The organism is Alkaliphilus pronyensis, from assembly GCF_009017275.1.
Taxonomy (GTDB): domain Bacteria; phylum Bacillota; class Clostridia; order Peptostreptococcales; family Natronincolaceae; genus Alkaliphilus_C; species Alkaliphilus_C pronyensis.
In genome coordinates this window covers 168,470-188,443 of record NZ_WBZC01000010.1, presented here as the reverse complement: position 1 = coordinate 188,443, position 19,974 = coordinate 168,470, and the positions used below count along the sequence as shown (strand labels likewise).

Below are 19,974 nucleotides of genomic sequence, written 5' to 3'. Positions count from 1 at the left end.
GTCTAATTATTTCTTTTAGTTTTCATTTTCTATACTTTATGTCTTTAACTCTTCACTCTTAATTATTAATTTTTCACTTTTAACTTTCTTTTTATGGTTTTTCAATTTTTCCCTATTCCTTATTACTTATTCCTTATTACTTATTCCTTATTACCTATTCCTTATTACTTGCTTTTGTAGTTTTCCATTTTCAATTTTCAATTTTCAATTATGTTTTTAACTCTTAACTCTTAACTCTTAACTCTTCACTCTTAACTCTTCACTTTTAATTTTTCACTTTTAATTTTTCACTTTTAATTTTTAATTTTGTCTTCTTCCTTTTTTATAGAGGAAAACAGGACCTATCTTTAGGCCCTTGGATGTGCTTTATTATACACTTCTTTTATCTTGTTTCCAGTAACCTGCATATATTTCTGGGTTGTTGATATATCTGAATGTCCTAGCATTTCTTGTACTGATTTTAAATCTGCTCCATTTTGAATAAGATGGGTTGCAAATGAATGTCTAAGGGTATGGGGCGTTATTTTTTTATCTATGTTTGCTTTTTTAGTATATGTTTTAATTATTTTCCAAAAGCCTTGTCTCGTTAATCTCTGACCTTGACAATTTAAAAATAATGAATTATCTGATGATGGTTTAACAAAATCCTTACGATATTCCGTAAGATAAGTTTTTAATTCTTTTAACGCTATTGACCCTATTGGAATTACCCTTTCTTTATTATTGCCTTTACATTTTATGTATTCCATATCTAAATTAACATCTTCCACATCTAAGGATATTAGCTCACTAACTCTGATACCTGTTGCATAAATAAGCTCCAGCATAGCTTTATCCCTTAAGCCCTTAGAGGTTTTATCCTGAGGTTGACTTAATAAAATGTCTATCTCCTTTAGGGTTAATATGCTAGGTAGCTTTTTTTCACTTTTTGGTGATTCTAAATTTAGAGTTGGGTCCTGACTAATAATATTTTTCATTAAGAGATATTGAAAAAAGCATCTTATTGATGCAAGATTTCTTGACACTGTAGAAATTGCTTTACCTGTGTTTTGCATATGTATTAAATAAGTAATTACAGTGGTTTTGTTGGTCTTAATTAAAGAACTAGCTTTAATGGTGTTAAGGTAATCATGAAACTGATTAATATCTCTTTTGTATGATTCTAACGTATTACTTGACAGCTTTCTCTCATTACTTAAATACTTAATAAAATCATTAATAATTGTTTCCATACTAAAAACTCCCTCGTTTTAAATCATTATAAATTATTCAACGAAGTATTGAGAAATTCCTGCTAAAAATATTTTTTACTTGCTTTATTTAAAAAAAGTCTCTATAGTTAATGTAAATATTTAACAATAAATCTAATAAAGAAGGGAACTATAAAAGCTTCTATAAAGGAAGATAAAACAACTATTAAAAGTATACCTAGGTATGTAAGGGTGTATATTAGAAATAGTCTTCCATAGTTTAAGCCTTTGGCTTTGTTGAATTTCCCCTTTATTATCATAATAGCAAAGGAAACAGATGTAACTGCAGCAACTATGTAAAGGGGTATTAATAGTATGTTTTGAGGAAAAATTGCTAATATAAATAGCAGTACTCCATAAAGCTTAAACTCCTCAATTATTAAGCCAACTGTAAAGCCTATTACAAACCCTCTAAAAACAATTATCATAAAAATTAATGGTACACCTATCAATAATAACCCCATAAACCAACTTAAAAATAATAGTTGAAAACTATTACTAAAGGATTCCTTAAAAATTTCTACACCAGTTAAACTTGATTCATCTAATAAATGGAAAAAGCTACGTAAATATGATATAAGCTCCTGCTTCTGATGGACATTAACAACCTTAACAGTAAAAGCTCCTACAGATATTCCAATTAAAAAGCAAAACAATATAATTGAATATAGTAGGAAGTTTTCTTTTATATGGTTTTTGCAAATTTCAATAAAAGATTTTGGCACTATTAGTCCCCCCTATTGGCTTATGTTGTTACAAAAACCTTATGCCAAAAATAGGGGTTTTATGCCTTGTCCCCATTAGTTTTTTAGACAACCTAAAATAATTACTTTTTTCCTTCTATCATAGTTTTGTACAGTAAAATAGCATTTATTGTTTTACTATCCTTTATTTCTCCCTTAGTGATTTTTTTTATTGCTTCATCAATATACAAATATGTAACTTCAATGTATTCATCTTCATCTGGAATTGCTACTCCTGCCGATAAGCCCTCTGCAAAGTATATATGTAAAATCTCGTTAGAAAAGCCTGGGCTTGTATAATACTCAGTTATCTTAGTCAGCTTATTGGCAATATAACCAGTTTCCTCTTCAAGCTCTCTTTTTGCTGTCATCTCAGGCTCTTCATCTGCTTCAATTCTACCAGCTGGAATTTCTAGCAGCACCTCTTCCACAGATTTTCTGTATTGCTTTACAAAAATCATTTCTTCCTTTTCGGTTAATGCAATTATTCCAACTGCACCACTATGTTCAACGATTTCACGCTTGGAGTATTTACGTTCTGGTAACTCGACTGTATCTACCCTTAAGTTTATTACTTTGCCTTCATATATTCGTTCACTTTTCATGGTTTTTTCTTCTTGTGTCATCACTAAACCTCCTCATTTATTATTACATAAATTAGTTTGGAGAACTCTTAAGCTAAGCTGTGCACCACAGCAGCAAGCTTGAAAAAAAGAGGGATCATCAGAATAGCTTCTCCCCATAGAATTTACCTTTAAGCTATATTTTTTTAATATTTTTGGTAAGTTAACTGTGTTCATTTCTACAATATAATGTTTTTTGTTTATTTTCAAGTTAATTATTTGATTTTTAATATATTCGCCTTGTGCTTTAGGTAGTATTGGTAATGGTAAATAACACTTTGTTTTTGCTATTTTATCAAGCACTGTTAGGGTATGATGGCTTATGCCTCTATGTCTATGTCTTTTGTCTGCAAAGCTAATTCTAGGTATGGTTATTGCCCTACCTCCTAAGGTATTAACTGCATCTATATTTGCTCCTTGATCTATACCAGAAAAGCCATATGGGGTTCCTGTGCCAACAATACCTGGTCCCATTGTAATTACAGCTATATCACATTTTGTTATTTCTTTAGCAGCTATTAACCCATTATATATATTAATGCATTCAAAATCTCCACCAAAAGCATTTCCTAAAGTAATAGTATAATCTATTAGTGACTTTTCCTTTAATAGGGCTACTGTTTTACTAAAGTCTATTGGTAGGGCTGCTGTATCTGTCATTATATAGGTTACCCTTAGCTCTGGCCTATGGTATTTTATTGTAGCTGCTATCGGCATTAGCATACTGTGGAGGGAGCCAATGATAACTGGTAGTCCATTAAGGGTTTTAAAATCTAAAAATACTTGGTGGTGAGGACTCTTTTGCTCTTCTGCTGCCATTGTCTTTAACTGCAATGGTGTATATCTAAGCTTCATAATATGTCCCTCACAATTGGATTTTATGTTCTTACCTTTTAAATTTGCAATTATAAAATGGTAGCCACCTGTTCCTAAGCCTAATTCTACTGCTGTTGTATTTAATATCACATAATCTCCTATTTCAGGTCTGCCTGTAAAGAGATTATAATTAATAGCCTTTTCTCTTATATTAGCTATTTCTACAATAACCTCAGTAACTTTTTCATTTTTACCAATAATATCTATAATCTTCCCTTGTTTGCTGTCTATCATAAAAACCACCCTTAGCTGTTTTTATCTACCTAGCTCATCAAAATAATTAAATATTTTTACTCTCTTGATAATTCTAGTTAAAGAATACTTTTCTGCAATTAAATGTATTATTATTAATATTAAGATAATTATAAGCTTTATAGTATCTGAAAAGCTTAAAGCCGCTATTATTCCTAAGCTAATTCCTAGCGTATTGGAGCCTACATCCCCCATCATGGATTTGCCCTTTAAATCCATTGGAAAATAAACTAAAGTATAACCAAGAACTATGTATAAAAAAAGCTTAGACTCATTTGAAAGTCCCAACATAAGGAATAATAATGAGATGAGAAAAAAAGCCTTAACTCCTCTACCTGGCCTTAGGTCTAATAAATTTATTAGGTTAGTGGTTAATGCAATTATTATTGTGTTGTAGAAAAGCTGACCTATTGTTTTAGATATTGCTATACTAATAAAAGCTGCCATTAAACCTCCCATAACTGCCTTAAGTCCACCAGTTGTTAGCTGTCCTTTAAGTAAAGCACCTATGTGACCTTTAAAGCCTAATGTATCACGATTGCCAATTAAGTCATCAATTATACCTATAAAGGCCATCGTTAGATTACCAGTCATGAATATTAATATATTCTTTTGTGATATTTCCCTATAAGCTAATAGAATTCCACAATTAATTATTAATACAGGTATAAGTGTTATTCCTAAACCAACTGGTATTAATTGATTATTATAATTACGCCTTAATACATTAGCTTTTTTTAGTAGGCTATTAACGTAGGGTATAAGTATATATGTTGATATGGAGCTTAACACTAATAGCATCACTTTTTAGTTCATCCTCTGCAATTTTTTTAAGTAAATTACTTTAAAAACCTCAATAAATTGCTTTCCTCTATGGATAAAGCCCTCAACGCTTCTATCGGTTTCCCTATGGCTCATGGCAACCTCCACCTCTAAAACACGGTAACCCTTTTTTAATATATCAATAGTCATGGCAATTTCAACACCAAAGCCTTTACTATCAATAGCTATGTTTTTTAAAACATCTCTGTGGAATGCTCTTTGTCCAGACAAGCTGGTTGTTAAAGTCTTGCCAGTATGAAAATATACTCCAGTTTCTGCCAGTGACTTAACAAAACCAAAGCCCCCTTTTATTTTTGGGGGTGGAAATTTTGCAATGGCCACATCTGTAATTTCATTTATTATTGGTGTAATTAGCTTTTTTATTTCATTACTTGTGTTTTTAGTGTCAGCATCTAAAAAAACTATTATATCTGCCTTATCTAGGGCTTCTAGTATTCCTCTTTTTAATGCAGCCCCTTTACCTAAGTTCTTTCCTTGCTTTAAAAGTGTAACCTCTGAAAATGCTTCTACTATCTGGCAGGTGTTATCTGTAGACCCATCATCTATAACTAATATTTGGTTGACTTCTTTTACCCCTTTAAGACCTACTAGAGTATCTCTAATATTTTTCCCTTCATTAAAGGCTGGAATCAATACTGTAACATTCTGTTTCAATTAAAACCCTCCTTTTCCTTCATGAAATTTGGAACAAAATCCTTAGAAAACTCACCTTCCCCAAAATTTCCGTTAATGCCTGAGATAACATATATCAAGGAGATTTTTCCCATTTTAGTGTTTACATTATCAACGGTGGATATTTCTTCAGCTTGATAATATGGAATGTATGAATGCTTAACATCTATGGCTTCTACTCCTACTACTGGAATAACATTCTTTTTACACCTATTGATAAGACTTAAATCAATTTGTTGGAATTTTTCATAGTTGCTATTTATGCTTCCCCCAGCAAGCACTATATAATGAATTGGATTACTTGCAACCATGCTTAAATCTAGTGAGTAGTTTATAATTTTCATATCCTTAAGTTGCTTAAGTAGATCATCCTCATTACCAAAGGTAATTAAATCTATAACCCTACTATTTAAAGTATCTATTAGCTGTTTGCTATCATAAATGCTGAAATCCCTAAATTGTCTTGCCACTGCTTCGTCATCATAATTAAAAATATTATTATTATAATTAATCTCAATGGGGACTTTAGCACCAGCCTTTTCAAGTACTTTTTTAATCTCACCATAATAATAGTTATGGTTTGTTGTAATAATTGCAACATTATAGCCCTCTAATCTTTTATTAACAATTTTTTCATATAAGCTATCAATAAGACTACTATTTTTTTGATTTTCATTCAGTAGACCCTCTATTTCATTGATATAATCCTCTCTTTCCTGCTGAAGCTGATTAAACTTGTTTTCTATGTCATTTAAAAGTAATTGCTGTTGATTTAAATAAAAATCTGACTCATTTAAGTTTACACCTATTAAAATGCCAGTACCTAATGCAATGAAAATAGCTGCTATTGTTACAATATAATACCTCATGCTAATCAAATAATGTCACACCTCCTCTTATACTCCTAAAAAAAGCCTTAGCCTCATATGAATTATTTTAAATAGATATTGTATAGGCTTCGACACAAGAGCTATAACAACTATGGGTAAAATTGATGCCAACCCTAACCATAAAATATGCTTTACATTAAAAGTGTTTTGATATAGTTGGTTTACTCCCTTTGCATCCACTAATCTTGTTCCTATTTTCATTCTTACCAGTAGTGTACTGGCCATGCCTGCCCTTCCCTTCTCTAAAAAATCCACCATATTTGAATGAGTTCCTACCGCCACAATTAGGTCTGCACCATTTTCATAGGCTAAAAGCATAGCTATATCTTCACTGGTGCCAGGAGCTGGAAATGAGACTGCTTCTATGCCTAAAGCCTTTACTCTTTCCATGCCTGGAGAGTAACCATTTGGGTAAGCATGAACAAATACCTCTTTACTTTTTTTTAAGCATATATCACTTACGCTATCCATATCTCCTATTAAGATGTCAGGTACTATACCAAAATCCAACAGTGCGTCGCCACCTCCGTCTACCCCTATAATTACTGGCTTTTCCTGTTTTATATATGGAAGTATAGTCTCTAAATCCTCTTTATAGTCCCTTCCTCTTACTACTACCAAAGCATGCTTACCCATAATTGAAATACTAGTTTTCGGAATCTCTGTATCCTTTAGAAGTAATTTTTTTTCTTTATCTGCATAATGTAGAGTGTTGTCTATAAATCTTTCCAGTTCATTATCTAAATTATTTTCTGCATCAATCAAAGCAGCTTTAATCTGATCTTCATCAATTAACTCAAGCTCTGCTACAGCTTTATCCTTAAAGAATAATTGTTTTTCCCGTATTTCTACATAGTAATCGTCCTTAAGAATTGAAAAAAGATCACCCCTCTTTACTTCATACATTAGTATATTGCTCTTTAATAGTAATGAAGGTCCAAGATTAGGATATTTTCCACTAATAAATGATTCACAATTAATTACAGCCTGTACTTTTTTTTTCACTAAGGATAAGGCTGCTATTTCATCTAAATCCTTATGATTAATAATTGCAATATCGTTATTGCTTAACCTGCCAATGAGATTTTTAGTTTTTTTATCAATTTTTAAAGGTGCTCCTATGAACATCCTTTAACCTCCATTTTTAAGTTTTTTGTTTAGTATAGTATTAGTAATATATAGATAAACATTCCTAATTACTTAATATATTAAAATTTACCTGTATTAAGGCTTTTAATATAAGGCTAAATAATATAAAATACAGTTAATTAAAAAACCAAAGGATGAGTAAGATGAAAAAAATAACTGATGTACAACAGCAGAGGCAAAACAAAGATAAATTTAATATTTATATTAATAATGAGTATTGCTTTTCCTGTAGCTTAGAAATTGTTGCTTTACATAACTTAAAGGTAGGCTTAATGGTTGATGAAGATAAGCTAAAGGAAATAATTTATACCAGTAATATTAAAGCTGCATTTAATATGGCTTTAACCTATCTATCGACAAAACCACGTACAAAGGCTGAAACCATAAAACATTTAATGTCTAAAGGCTATGAAGAAAACGTAATACTGGAGACTTTAAAGAGGCTTGAGTATTATAATTACATAAATGATGAAGATTATGCAAAGAACTACGTGAAGAACAATAGCATGCATAAGTTAAACGGTATTAAAAAAATAAAGCATAATTTGAAGGAAAAGGGTATAGATGAAAATCTAGCTGATATTGCATTAGATAAGTACGATGCTGAACAGCAGCTACAAAATGCAATAGATATAGGAAAGAGGTTTTTTTTACTTAATACTAAAACTCCAGTAAACAAAATAAAAGAAAAGCTTTATAATAAATTATTAATGAAGGGTTATTTATGGGATACTATAGATAAAGCTATTTCTATTATTGAGAGGGATGAGGTTGTAATTGAAGAATTAGACCAAATGGAAAGCCTTCGCATAGAGGAAGCAAAAAAATTAGTTGAAAAATATTTTAAGCAATACAGTAAAAGGGAAAGCAATTCATATGTAATAAAAAACAAGGTTGCACAGGCATTATTTAGGAAGGGCTATAAATCAGACTTAATAAAGGATATTATAAATGACTATTAAATCATTAAAAAGGGTTGATTTGCATAATATTATTATGTAAACCAACCCTAGAAACTTCCCTATTACCCCACCTGCTTTTCTAGCCTTAATTTATCTGCCACCATAGCAATAAACTCAGAATTTGTAGGTTTACCTTTATCGGTATTAATGGTGTAGCCAAATAAATTATCTATTGTATCTACCTTTCCTCTACTCCATGCTACCTCTATTGCATGTCGTATAGCTCTTTCTACTCTACTGGCAGTAGTATTATATTTTTTTGCAATATTAGGATAGAGCTCTTTAGTAACAGCACTTAGTAATTCCATGTTTTCAACCACCATTGTTATAGCTTCCCTTAAATATAAATACCCCTTTATATGTGCAGGAACGCCAATCTCATGTATTATATTAGTTATGTCTGCTTCTAAGCTTCTGTTGTTATTAACAAGTGTTTTTTGTAGAGGTTTTTGTGGTCTCTTCCTTTCTGAAGAACCAGAGCCCTTTACCATCTGTCTTATCCTTTCAATAAACACTTCAAAGTCAAATGGCTTTATAACATAATAATCTGCTCCTAAACCAATAGCTCTTTGAGTAATTTTATCCTGCCCTACAGCAGATAAAATAATAATTTTGGGAAAAACCTCTAATTTGCTCTCATTCAATTGTTCCAATACACCAAGCCCGTCTAGATGTGGCATAATTATGTCTAATACCACTATATCAGGCGAAGTTTCTGGTATTAATTCTACAGCCTCAATACCATCCTTAGCTATGCCAACAACTTCAATATCCTGCTGTCTTTCTAAATACTCACTCAAAATATCACAGAAATCTTCATTGTCATCGGCAATTAAAACCTTAATTCTATCATTTTTCAAAAGTATCCCCCCTGTACCAACATTTATTAAGAATAGTTGAATTAATTTACAAATTCGACAAATGAAATGTTATTCCTTCCCAGTATAAAAATTATTATTATATTTTCGCTCATCAAATTTGTTATAAATTCATTTAATTTTTACATTTTCACTTGAAATTTTTATTGATATTTATCGAATATTCCCGATTCATCCACCATCCACTGTATAAAAATACCATATCCGCTTGTAGGATCATTTATCAGAACATGGGTTACAGCCCCCACAAGTTTACCCTTCTGAATAATTGGACTTCCACTCATACCTTGCACTATTCCTCCTGTCTTTTCTAGCAGCTTAGGGTCAGTAACTCTTATAATCATGCTCTTTGTGTTGGCTTTAGATTGATTATTTATTTTTACAATTTCTATACTATACTTTTCAACTTTATTATCATCTAATGTAGTTAAAATATAAGCTGGGCCCTCTGTTATTTCATGTTGATATGCTATTTCAAGGGGCTTTAAATATTCATTGTTAGATATATTATTAATTAACTCACCATAGATTCCGTGTATTGAGTTTATATACAGCTTTCCTAATGGTTTATCAAGCTCGTAAAACAATCCTCGAATTTCACCAGGTCTACCTTTTTTACCCTCCTGTATTGATACTACTTTAGATTTTATTATTTCTCCATCCTTAACTGAGAGTATTTTTCCTGTTTCAATATCAGTTATTGCGTGACCTAATGCACCAAATTTTTTGCTTTCCTCATGAAAAAAAGTTAATGTTCCAACACCTGCAGTTTTATCTCTTACCCAAAAACCTAGCTTATATTTTTCATCATCTACTGACTTTACTGGTTTAATTGTAGTATCAAAGTATTTATCGTCTCTTTTAATTGTAAGCTTAACTTCCTCTCCATTACTATTTTGAAGTAGCTCAATTACGTGGTACTTATTTTCAACCGCCTCTCCATTTATTGCCATCAATGAGTCGCCTATTCGTATACCATTACCTTCTGCTAAATTATGCCTTACACCCATATTGTCTTGAATTTCTGCAATACCTACTATTAAAACTCCTTCTGTATTAAGCCTGACACCTATGGATTGCCCTCCAGGGTATAGATAGGTTTTTGGTACTACATTTACTCTAACTGTTTTATATGGAATTAATCCAAATATATTATATCTTAATTCTTTGGTTCCTTTTTCTAATGATTTTAACTGAATTTCATTGCTTAGAAAATTACTGGCTTCATTATTTATGGTTTTAATTTCAACTATATCTGCTATTGTTTCGTCAAAGGATAAGAAAAACGGAAATGTAGTATTTATTGTATGGGACTCGCCTATTTGAATATTGTATTCTGTGGGTAGATTATTTCTTATTTCGAATACCAAAGCATAAAATAAAAATATTATTAGCAAAGTGGCTAAAGCACTTTTAAATAGCCTACTATAAGTCTTCATTTTATCACTCTCCTTTGGAGCCAATTAAAAATATAAGCTAACTTTAATTTGGCTTTTTAGTAGAGTGATTATTATATATAAATAATTATAAAGATAACAGCTTTATCCTGTTTTGGATATATTTTAAAAAGCTTGAAAAGTTTTAAATTCTTTTCAAGCTTCCTTGCTTTATCATTTCCTTAGCATGCTTTAGGGTTATATCGGTTAATTGTCCTCCTAATAATCTGCCTACCTCTTTTATTCTGCTATTATAATCTAATTTTTCAACAAATGTTTTAGTTGTACCCTCTTCCTCTGTTTTATTAATTAAGAAATGAGCCTTCCCCATTGCAGCAATTTGTGGCAAGTGGGTGATACAAATAACCTGATGGGTTTTTGAGATTTCATAAAGCTTTTCTGAGACAATATGGGCTGTATGTCCACTTATCCCTGTGTCAATTTCGTCAAACACTAATGTTCCTATCTTGTCAATATCTGCTAAAATCCTTTTAAGAGCCAGCATAATTCTGGACATTTCTCCACCTGATGCAATTTTTGATAATTGCTTCATTGGTTCTCCTAAATTTGGAGAAATCAGAAACTCCACCGAGTCTATACCTTTGCTAGAAAATTTAAAGCTACCCTTTGTGTCTGTTAGTTGATTAATATCAACTTTAAAGGATACATTCTTCATGTTAAGATCTGATAAAATATTTGTTAGCCCCTCCTCTAACAACAAGGCAGTCTTTTGTCTCTTTTCACTTAGGCTTAATGATAGGATTTCTAGCTCATTATTAATATTATTAATTTCTTCTTGTATAGTATTGATTTCTTCCTCACTATTTATAAGGATATTTAGCTCCTCTTGAGTTTTATTTTTATATTCAAGTATTTGAGCTATAGATGTGCCATACTTTCTTTTCAAGCCATTTATTAAGTCTAATCTACCCTCTATTTCATCAATTGCTTGAGGGTTAAACTCTATGGTATCCCTGTAATCCCTAATATCACGTGATAAATCTTCAAGCTTATACTGAACCTCTTCAAGGCATTGAAAAAAATAATTAAGCCTTTCATCAACATCTATAATATTACTAAGCTGCATAACACTTTTAGAAATTACTTCTGTAACAGCTGGAAAACCACTACCCTCATATAAGCCTTCATAGGTATTTGCTAAGGTATTAAATATTTTTTCACTATTTACAAGCAGGTTCCTTTCCTTTAAAAGCCTCTCTTCTTCATCTACATTAAGGTTTGCAGAGTTAATCTCTTCAACTTGAAATTTAAGTAAATCTATTTTTCTTTCTCTTTCCATCTCATTTCCGCAAATACTCTGTAATCTATTTTTTAAACTTGTTAGCTTTTTATATTTTTCTTCTATAGCTCTTCGTATTCCCTCTATTTCTTTTCCACCATATGCATCTAGCATATCTATATGATGATTTGAATTCAACAGGGATTGGTGTTGGTGCTGACCATGAATGTCAATTAATTTTTCAGTGATGGTTTTTAAAAAACCCTGTGTTACAATAGTGCCATTAACACGAGCAATACTTCTACCATTTGCATATATTTCTCTAGTAACTATTATATTTCCATCATCTTCCCATTCAATACCCTGGGATATAAATAATTCTCTAAAGCCATCGGTGTCTTCAGTATTAAAAATTGCCTGTATAGTAGATTTATTTTCTCCCCTTCTTACAAATTCCCTGTCTGCCCTTTCACCTATTGCCATATTAACAGCATCAATGATAATAGATTTACCTGCCCCCGTTTCACCCGTTAGTATGTTCAATCCATTCTCAAACTGAAGATGTAATTTATCAATAAGTGCAAAATTTTTAACCTCCAGCTCTAATAGCATAAGTTGCCCCCTCACTTCATAAGCTTTCTAAACTTGTCCTTTACCTCTTCCATATTAGAATTCTCTCTAATTAAAACAAAGATTGTATCATCTCCAGCCACTGTTCCTACAACGCCTTCGAAGCCTGCAGCATCAATAGCAGATGCGGCTGCCTGTGCCGCAGCTGGAATCGTTTTCAATACAAGTAAGTTCCCAGAATGTTCTATTGAAAGTATTGAATCTTTAAATAATCTAATGAGTCTATCGGATAAAACAGAGTCTTGACTCTTTAAAGTAGCATACTTATATTTTCCTGTTTTAGATAAGACCTTAATTAATCTTAACTCCTTAATATCTCTTGAAACAGTTGCTTGAGTAACATTTAATCCTATTTTTCTTAATTCTTCTGATAATTCTTCTTGAGTTTCTATTTCCTTATTGTCAATTATTTCTAAGATTTTAGCGTGTCTTGTGTACTTCATGATATCCCTCCCTAGTTCAGTTTAAAACTCTTTACCCCCAAATAATTTAAGCATATGCATTTCTATGTATTTTTATTATTCTTCATTAATCTACAATATCCTTTATATTTTCTTGACATGCTCTAAAAAATTTTCAACATATAATAGTTTTTATATAGATGTTCTACCAGCATTTACTTTAAAAGTATCACTTCCTTTTAATATGTGGTAAAATTATATAAATGTTCCATTTATGTTGATAATATACTTACAAGTAGTTAACAAACTGTTATCTACTAATCATAACTATTTATCTAAAGTTTATTCTAGTAAATAAGAAAAGGTGGAGGGTTAATGTTTAAACTAAGCAATGTTTTGCTATTTATTATTATCGTATTATTCTTTACAGGTTGTAACACTCCATATAATGAGTCTACAAAGAGTAGTAATCCAGAACTAAACCCTGAGGAATTAAAAATTAATGACCAAGTTGAGAGCGAATATAGATTACTAGATGTTGAATGTAAAGAGTTTGTATCTAAAAGTTGGAGCAGTTCAGGGGTTTACTCTGTTTTAAATGATACTTATGGTGATAATGTTCATGTTTTCAAAGATGGTAAATTATTATATTCAAAAGATACCTTTATGTTAGAGGAAAAAAATAAATATTTTTATGTGAAAATATCTCCTTCGGGTAAAGAGTTCATTGCAACAAAGTTCTTATATAATGAAGAAAAAACACAAATTATTTTAGTAGATACAGAAACTGGTGAAGAAGAAATTTTCTTTGAATATGATGAACCATTATTTTTAATTAAGTGGACAGATAGAGGGATATATTTGCAAAAGCGAACACAATGGTATGAGATGGATTATCATGTAGATAAGAGTGTCTATTTGTTAAGTGATGATAGAAATATGAGTAAAGTTGAAGGGTTAGAAGATAAGGCTTTTAAAATTGTAGACATATATAAAGAGTGGGTTTTATACGAAGACATTGTAAATAATAAAAGATATATAAAAAAATATAACCTAAAGACTAGAGAAGCAATAACCTTAAATGAGTTCGTAGAATTTGATGAAGAAGGTAATTATTGCTCATATGGTGAATTAGCTTTTTTGAATTCATCAGATATTATAATAGGACATAAATATACAAATGCTAAAGGTTATCAAGTTATTACCAGTATAGAGGGTGAAATAAAAATACTATGCGAAGGACAGTTTATAGGTTTATTATCAAATTCATTTGTATATAAGAAGAGTTGTGATACAGGTTATATGTATGTTAAATCACTGTATATGCCCAACAATAATATTTAAAAATAACTAAAGCCAGTATATTTGAAATATACTGGCTTAATTAATACAAACATATAGTTAATGTTATTAATTATGCTACCTTTACAAATCCCTATGGGATTTTTCAATAATGCTATTAATCTTATCCTTTGAAAAGCATAAATCTATATTATAGGTGTTTTTTATGTATAGTAGATATTCAATATTACCTTCTGGGCCCTTTATTGGGGAAAAGGAAAGTCCTAAAACTGATAGGCCTATGTCTTGTGTAAAATCAACAATATTTTTTACCACCTCTTTATGAACCTCAATATCTCTTACAACACCTTTTTTACCGACCTTTTCTTTACCTGCCTCAAATTGTGGTTTTATTAAGGCAACAATTTCAGCATTTTCTTTCAATAGATTTTTTACTACGGGTAATACTAGCTTTAATGAAATAAAGGATACATCTATAGAAGCAAAATCTGGCTTTATTCCATCAAGCATTGAGGCTTCTACATATCTTATATTGGTTCTCTCCATGCAAGTAACTCTAGGATCTTGCCGTAGCCTCCAATCTAATTGCCCATAGCCAACATCTATAGAAAACACTTTTATTGCACCGTTTTTTAGCATGCAATCTGTAAAGCCACCTGTTGAAGCTCCAATATCAATACATACATTATCATTTAAAGTGATGTTGAACTCTTTTAAAGCCTTTTCAAGCTTTAATCCACCTCTACTGACATAGGGTATAGGATTTTCTTTTATATAGATATTTGAAGCTATAGAGATTTTTGTACCAGGCTTGTCTATTTTTTGATTATCAACAAATACTACCCCCGCCATAATTGATCTTCTAGCCTTTTCTCTACTATCAAAATATCCTTCTTGAAACAAAAACTGATCTAATCGCATTTTTTCACTCATATATAACTCCCATATTTATCTTGTCATTGCAATTCTTGACTTTTTTCCTGCAAAGTCCTTATCAATTATATTAAATAGTTGTTGACTACTTAAGCCATAAACCTCCATAATAGTATTTATGTCTCCATGCTCAATAAAAACATCGGGATATGCTAATATTGTAACTTCCTTCATAATATTATGGTCATTTAATAGGTTTACCACCTGACTACCAAAGCCTCCATGCTTCACATGGTCTTCAATAGTATAAACCCTTTTGCATTTACTTACATATTGTAAAATCAAAAACTCATCCATCGGCTTAATAAATCGTGGATTTAGTATGGTACAAAATATGCCCCTTTCCTCCAATTGCTTGCATGCCTCTAATGCCCTTTGGCACATGGGTCCTAATGCAATAATTAAGGCGTCTTTACCTGCTTCATAGACTATCTCACCTCTACCTGTAGCTATTTCCTTAGAGTTGTCAGTCTCTATTACATCTGTATTACCCCTAGGGTATCTTATAGCAACTGGTCCATTACTATTGACAGCATAATCTATCATTTGCTTAAGCTCATTACCATCTTTTGGCGCCATAAAGGTGAGGTTAGGTATACAGGATAAAAAGGATATATCAAATACCCCATGATGGGTTTCTCCATCATTCCCCACTACCCCAGCTCTGTCTAGTAGTAATGTAACAGGTAAGCTTTGAATACAAACATCATGTATTACTTGATCAAAGCCTCTTTGTAGAAAAGTAGAATACACTGGAAAAAAGGGCTTATATCCTTCTGCTGCAAAGCCTGCCGCCAATGTTACTGCATGTTGTTCTGCAATACCAACATCAAAAAATCTGTCAGGAAATTTTTCTGCAAAAGTGGATAACCCAGTTCCAGAAGGCATTGCAGCAGTTATAGCTACTATTTTGGGGTTTTCTTCTGCTTTTTCTACTAAAGCAGCTCCTGCAACATCTGAAAAACTAATCTTTGAGGCTTTAGCTACTGGTTTTCCTGAGTCCACCTTAAAGGGACTAACACCGTGGTATTCATCGGGAAAGGTTTCTGCCGGCTTATAGCCTTTGCCCTTTTTAGTTAATACATGTAATAGCACTGGCCCACTAATGTTTTTGCATTGCTTTAATGCTTTACACATGGCTTGAAAATTATGTCCATCTATAGGTCCAATATAGGTAAAGCCAAGCTCCTCAAACAATACTCCCGGGACAAAGAAATATTTAATGCAATCCTTTGCCTTTTCAGCAGTTTTTACTACACTTTTGCCAATGGCAGGTATATTACTTAGAATATGCTCCATATCTCCTTTAACCTTTGAATATATTGGAGTAGTTCTAATTCTATTTAAATAATCAGATAATCCGCCCACATTATGGGATATAGACATCTCATTATCATTTAAAACTACGGTAATATTTTTCTTGCTTTGACCAGCATGATTTAATGCTTCAAAGGCCATGCCCCCTGTTAAGGCACCATCACCTATTACTGCTACTATCGAAAAGCTCTCCTTCTTTAGGTCTCTGGCAAAGGCCATTCCTAATGCGGCTGATATTGATGTGCTACTATGACCAGTTTCAAAATGATCATGGGGGCTTTCAACTCTTTTTGGAAAACCACTTAAGCCTTTATACTGTCTTAGGGATGCGAAAGCCTCTTTTCTCCCACATATAATTTTATGAATATAGCTTTGATGGCCTACATCCCAAATAAGCTTATCCTTAGGACTATCAAACATCATATGTAGGGCTAGAGTTAACTCTACAACCCCTAGATTTGAAGCAAGATGACCTCCAGTTTTTGAAACTGAATCTATTAAAAAGCACCTTATTTCCTGTGCTAATAATTCTATTTCATTTTCCTTCAGCTGTTTTAAGTCTTCTGGACTACTAATTTTAGATAGATACGTATACACTATATCATCTCTCTTTCTTATTTTTTCCGTTTGCTTCAGGTAAAACATCAATTCCTAATTTATCATATATTATGAATAGCAGTTTTGCCACTTGAAAAACTATTATTTGCCACTGCTTTATAGCAATGGTTTTCCCTACTGCTTTGCCTCCTACAGTTAAGGAGGCCACAAATCCCGTCAGTATAATTGTTATAATAGCTTTTGTAAAGGCATCATTAAAGGGTAGCTGAATAACAATGCTGGCACCTGCAACACCACTTACAATACCGCAAATGTCACCAATTACATCGTTGCAAAAGCTTGATACTACACTTGCATTTTTAACCAGCTTAATTGCTATTTTAGACCCGTTTACCTTGTCGGCAGCCATTGCATGAAAGGGCTTTGCATCTGAGGCAGCCACTGCTATACCAACCATATCACTAAAAACACCAATAAAGATTATGATTAACAGAATTAGAAATGCAAATATAACAGATGTGTTTGTTAATATTACCTCTGATAAAACACTAAACACAATCGTTAGTAAAAATGTCCATACTGAGATTAATAGCACCCATTTTAAGTTATATTTTTTCCATAATCCATTCATTTCATTAGTCCCTTTACTACCTTTTTTCATTACTTTAATATCTTTACTGTCACTGGACAAAAATATCCCTCCATATATTTTCACCATTTATTATTTGTTAATAAACATCATACCAAAAATAAACAAAAATAAAAAGTTAAAATAAATATCTGCATAAATAGAAAGCTGATAGCTACACTATCAGCATATTTATTAAAATCGTAGTGGTAATATATAAAGTAAATTTTACGGCTTAGGTCCAGTTGGATTTCCCAAATTAGTACTGCATGTCGCCATAGCAGCGGTTTCCCTTTAAACTAACTTCTACCTTGTCACCAAAAGCAGGACTGGATTACCACTTAGTCCGCACTGTAATCCTTTATATACTTCAATAGAACAGTCTAGGAGTTTTCCTCAACAATCTAACTAGCTATTAGCCTCTTTTGCAGAGTAGGTTTCAAGTAGCAATGATTTTTTCCAAAGGGCCCTTTTTTCCAAAACCTGATCTTCTTATCCACCTAACCCACTCAAGGCAGGCTACACTATAGTTATTTTTTTGAAAGCTATAGGTTTCCCCCACTTTATCACAGGATAAAGCTGGTCTCCACGAAGTGAGGGTCAACGCCCACATGCCATTGTGGATCGCCCCCATCTCCTTACTCCCTGAAATGACCCCCGACTGGGCGTCGGCAGCCAGAACAAAGAACTTCATCGATGTGCCCTTCAACGGATTTTTAGCCCCGTCTTCCCAGCTAGCTCGATTGACTAGAATACTGTACCACTACTATTAATTATCATATTATAGATGAATTATAGCATAATAAGATAGGTGTATCAAACCATTAAATAAGCAATAATAACACCTAAGAAAGCACCTGCCACCACTTCTATTGGTGTATGCCCAATTAGCTCCTTTAATCTTTGCTCTGTTTCCTTTTTCTCCTTTTTCTTATGAAGATTCTCAATAATCTTATTAAGAATTATGGCCTGTTTTCCTACTGCCCTTCTTACTCCTGCCGCGTCATACATAACTATTAGGGAAAAGCAAATTGAAAGGGCAAATATGCTTGAGTCCCATCCATGGATTAATCCAATTGATGTAGATAAGCTCATTACAAAGGCAGAATGTGAACTGGGCATACCTCCTGAACCAACAAATCTCCAAGCATTAAAGTGTTTATCAACAACAAATGTATAAATTACCTTTAATGTCTGTGCGATAAACCAAGCTAATAACGATATTAATAATACTCTGTTGTTGCCAATAGATTGAATCAAAGAATTTTCCTCCTTACTTTAATACTCACGTTCCATTAAGTGCAGGCTTAAGCTTCTCAGAAAATCAGCTTTTTTTCCATAGCCTTGAAGTATTTCCTTCACTTCTCCAGTTAATGCCTTTACTTTATTCTTAGAGTACTCTAATCCATATATAGATGGATATGTGGATTTATTATTATTTTCATCGCTACCAATGTCCTTACCTAGCTTATCCTTACTACCTATAATATCAAGTATATCGTCCCTTATCTGGAAGGCTAGTCCTAAATTCTTTCCCACTATCTCCATGTTTTTTATATCTGCTATATTTCCATCTCCAATTATTGCTCCAACCTTTAAAGAGGCTATTATTAAAGCTGCGGTTTTGTTAAGGTGAATATAGTCTAAGGTTTCGCCGTCAATAGATACCCCTTCGCTTTCTAAATCAACTAATTGTCCCCCTATCATACCGTTTACTCCAGCTGCCTTTATAATTTCATATATAGAACTGTAATATTTACCATTATTACGTAATAGTGCATCCTGTAGCATAACCTCAAAGGCATAGTTTAAAAGTCCATCACCTGCTAAAATTGCAGTGCCTTCTCCAAAAACCTTATGATTAGTTGGTTTATTTCTCCTAAAGTCGTCATCGTCCATAGCAGGTAAATCGTCATGGATTAATGAGTAGGTATGAATCATTTCTATACCACAGGCATAAGGTAGCACAGCCTCAGTATCATCACTAAACATATCATAGGCCGACAGGGAAAGAACTGGTCTGAGTCTTTTACCACCTGCAAACACACTATAGCCCATTGCTTGAAAAAGTCTTTTATTCTTACCCTCTTTAATAGATAAATAAAACTCTAATTTATTATTTACCCTTTTAATATACTCCTTAAACTGCTGTTGAAATTCCATTATTCCTCCTCCTTTTTTTGAAAGGGAACTTCCTTTAGAATTCCATTTTCGTCAATAATCATAGATATTTTTTTCTCTGCCTTATCTAACTGATTATTGCAATATTGATATAAATCAACACCCTCTTTAAATAATTTTAAGGATTCCTCTAAGCTCAATTCTCTATTTTCAAGATTAGTAATTATTGATTCCAGTTCTTTAATAGCCTCTTCAAACCCTTTTTTCATC

General features: G+C 32.2%; 20 protein-coding genes. 2 read left to right on the top strand and 18 right to left on the bottom strand.

Annotation, left to right across the window (positions count from 1 at the left end):
- Positions 1 to 347 precede the first annotated feature (347 nt).
- The 8 genes from xerD to steA form a co-directional block, all read right to left on the bottom strand.
- A complete protein-coding gene (gene xerD / locus F8154_RS03685; RefSeq protein ID WP_151860236.1) occupies positions 348 to 1,232 on the bottom strand; it encodes a site-specific tyrosine recombinase XerD in 885 nt (294 codons plus the stop codon).
- 107 nt (positions 1,233 to 1,339) lie between these two features.
- On the bottom strand, positions 1,340 to 1,975 hold the full coding sequence (spoIIM, locus tag F8154_RS03680) for a stage II sporulation protein M (RefSeq protein ID WP_151860235.1): 636 nt from the start codon (positions 1,973 to 1,975) through the stop codon (positions 1,340 to 1,342).
- Between the two features lie 101 nt (positions 1,976 to 2,076).
- Positions 2,077 to 2,619, bottom strand: a complete 543-nt coding sequence (locus tag F8154_RS03675) for an NUDIX hydrolase (RefSeq protein ID WP_243141151.1) — start codon at positions 2,617 to 2,619, stop codon at positions 2,077 to 2,079.
- Positions 2,620 to 2,631: 12 nt separating this feature from the next.
- Complete coding sequence (locus F8154_RS03670) at positions 2,632 to 3,726, bottom strand: DUF3866 family protein (protein WP_151860233.1); 1,095 nt, start codon at positions 3,724 to 3,726, stop codon at positions 2,632 to 2,634.
- Between the two features lie 21 nt (positions 3,727 to 3,747).
- Positions 3,748 to 4,545 carry an MraY family glycosyltransferase gene (locus F8154_RS03665; RefSeq protein ID WP_151860248.1) on the bottom strand — a complete coding sequence of 266 codons (798 nt, stop codon included), beginning with the start codon at positions 4,543 to 4,545 and terminating at the stop codon, positions 3,748 to 3,750.
- Between the two features lie 6 nt (positions 4,546 to 4,551).
- Positions 4,552 to 5,241: a glycosyltransferase family 2 protein gene (locus F8154_RS03660; protein WP_151860232.1), complete on the bottom strand. Its 690-nt coding sequence runs from the start codon at positions 5,239 to 5,241 to the stop codon at positions 4,552 to 4,554.
- Positions 5,238 to 6,128, bottom strand: coding sequence for a copper transporter (locus F8154_RS03655; protein ID WP_243141153.1), 891 nt, complete (start codon positions 6,126 to 6,128; stop codon positions 5,238 to 5,240). The genes F8154_RS03660 and F8154_RS03655 overlap by 4 nt, the downstream gene beginning before the upstream one ends.
- Before the next feature lie 27 nt (positions 6,129 to 6,155).
- Entirely contained in the window at positions 6,156 to 7,277 is a 1,122-nt protein-coding gene (gene steA / locus F8154_RS03650; RefSeq protein WP_151860230.1) for a putative cytokinetic ring protein SteA, read from the bottom strand.
- Positions 7,278 to 7,441: 164 nt separating this feature from the next.
- Between steA and F8154_RS03645 the strand changes: the two genes are divergently transcribed.
- A complete protein-coding gene (locus tag F8154_RS03645) occupies positions 7,442 to 8,260 on the top strand; it encodes a RecX family transcriptional regulator (protein ID WP_192930143.1) in 819 nt (272 codons plus the stop codon).
- A 62-nt stretch (positions 8,261 to 8,322) separates the two neighbouring features.
- On the opposite strand, the gene spo0A is transcribed toward F8154_RS03645, so the two are convergent.
- The 4 genes from spo0A to F8154_RS03625 form a co-directional block, all read right to left on the bottom strand.
- Entirely contained in the window at positions 8,323 to 9,120 is a 798-nt protein-coding gene (spo0A, locus tag F8154_RS03640; RefSeq protein ID WP_151860228.1) for a sporulation transcription factor Spo0A, read from the bottom strand.
- Positions 9,121 to 9,281: 161 nt separating this feature from the next.
- On the bottom strand, positions 9,282 to 10,577 hold the full coding sequence (spoIVB, locus tag F8154_RS03635) for a SpoIVB peptidase (RefSeq protein WP_151860227.1): 1,296 nt from the start codon (positions 10,575 to 10,577) through the stop codon (positions 9,282 to 9,284).
- A gap of 142 nt (positions 10,578 to 10,719) precedes the next feature.
- The gene (gene recN, locus F8154_RS03630; RefSeq protein ID WP_151860226.1) at positions 10,720 to 12,426 is read right to left on the bottom strand and encodes a DNA repair protein RecN; all 1,707 of its coding nucleotides are present in this window, start codon (positions 12,424 to 12,426) and stop codon (positions 10,720 to 10,722) included.
- Positions 12,427 to 12,437: 11 nt separating this feature from the next.
- The gene (locus F8154_RS03625; protein WP_151860225.1) at positions 12,438 to 12,887 is read right to left on the bottom strand and encodes an arginine repressor; all 450 of its coding nucleotides are present in this window, start codon (positions 12,885 to 12,887) and stop codon (positions 12,438 to 12,440) included.
- A 333-nt stretch (positions 12,888 to 13,220) separates the two neighbouring features.
- Between F8154_RS03625 and F8154_RS03620 the strand changes: the two genes are divergently transcribed.
- Entirely contained in the window at positions 13,221 to 14,189 is a 969-nt protein-coding gene (locus tag F8154_RS03620) for a hypothetical protein (RefSeq protein WP_151860224.1), read from the top strand.
- 81 nt (positions 14,190 to 14,270) lie between these two features.
- Here F8154_RS03620 and F8154_RS03615 read toward each other — a convergent pair whose 3' ends face one another.
- The 6 genes from F8154_RS03615 to xseB form a co-directional block, all read right to left on the bottom strand.
- Positions 14,271 to 15,080 (bottom strand): TlyA family RNA methyltransferase, encoded by an 810-nt coding sequence (locus tag F8154_RS03615; RefSeq protein ID WP_151860223.1) that lies wholly within the window; start codon positions 15,078 to 15,080, stop codon positions 14,271 to 14,273.
- A 15-nt stretch (positions 15,081 to 15,095) separates the two neighbouring features.
- Positions 15,096 to 16,994, bottom strand: a complete 1,899-nt coding sequence (gene dxs / locus F8154_RS03610) for a 1-deoxy-D-xylulose-5-phosphate synthase (RefSeq protein ID WP_207706817.1) — start codon at positions 16,992 to 16,994, stop codon at positions 15,096 to 15,098.
- Between the two features lie 4 nt (positions 16,995 to 16,998).
- The gene (locus F8154_RS03605) at positions 16,999 to 17,646 is read right to left on the bottom strand and encodes a hypothetical protein (protein ID WP_243141150.1); all 648 of its coding nucleotides are present in this window, start codon (positions 17,644 to 17,646) and stop codon (positions 16,999 to 17,001) included.
- Between the two features lie 753 nt (positions 17,647 to 18,399).
- A complete protein-coding gene (locus F8154_RS03600) occupies positions 18,400 to 18,840 on the bottom strand; it encodes a divergent PAP2 family protein (protein WP_456298071.1) in 441 nt (146 codons plus the stop codon).
- Positions 18,841 to 18,861: 21 nt separating this feature from the next.
- On the bottom strand, positions 18,862 to 19,746 hold the full coding sequence (locus tag F8154_RS03595; RefSeq protein WP_151860220.1) for a polyprenyl synthetase family protein: 885 nt from the start codon (positions 19,744 to 19,746) through the stop codon (positions 18,862 to 18,864).
- Positions 19,746 to 19,973 (bottom strand): exodeoxyribonuclease VII small subunit, encoded by a 228-nt coding sequence (gene xseB / locus F8154_RS03590; protein WP_192930142.1) that lies wholly within the window; start codon positions 19,971 to 19,973, stop codon positions 19,746 to 19,748. The genes F8154_RS03595 and xseB overlap by 1 nt, the downstream gene beginning before the upstream one ends.
- Position 19,974 lies beyond the last annotated feature (1 nt).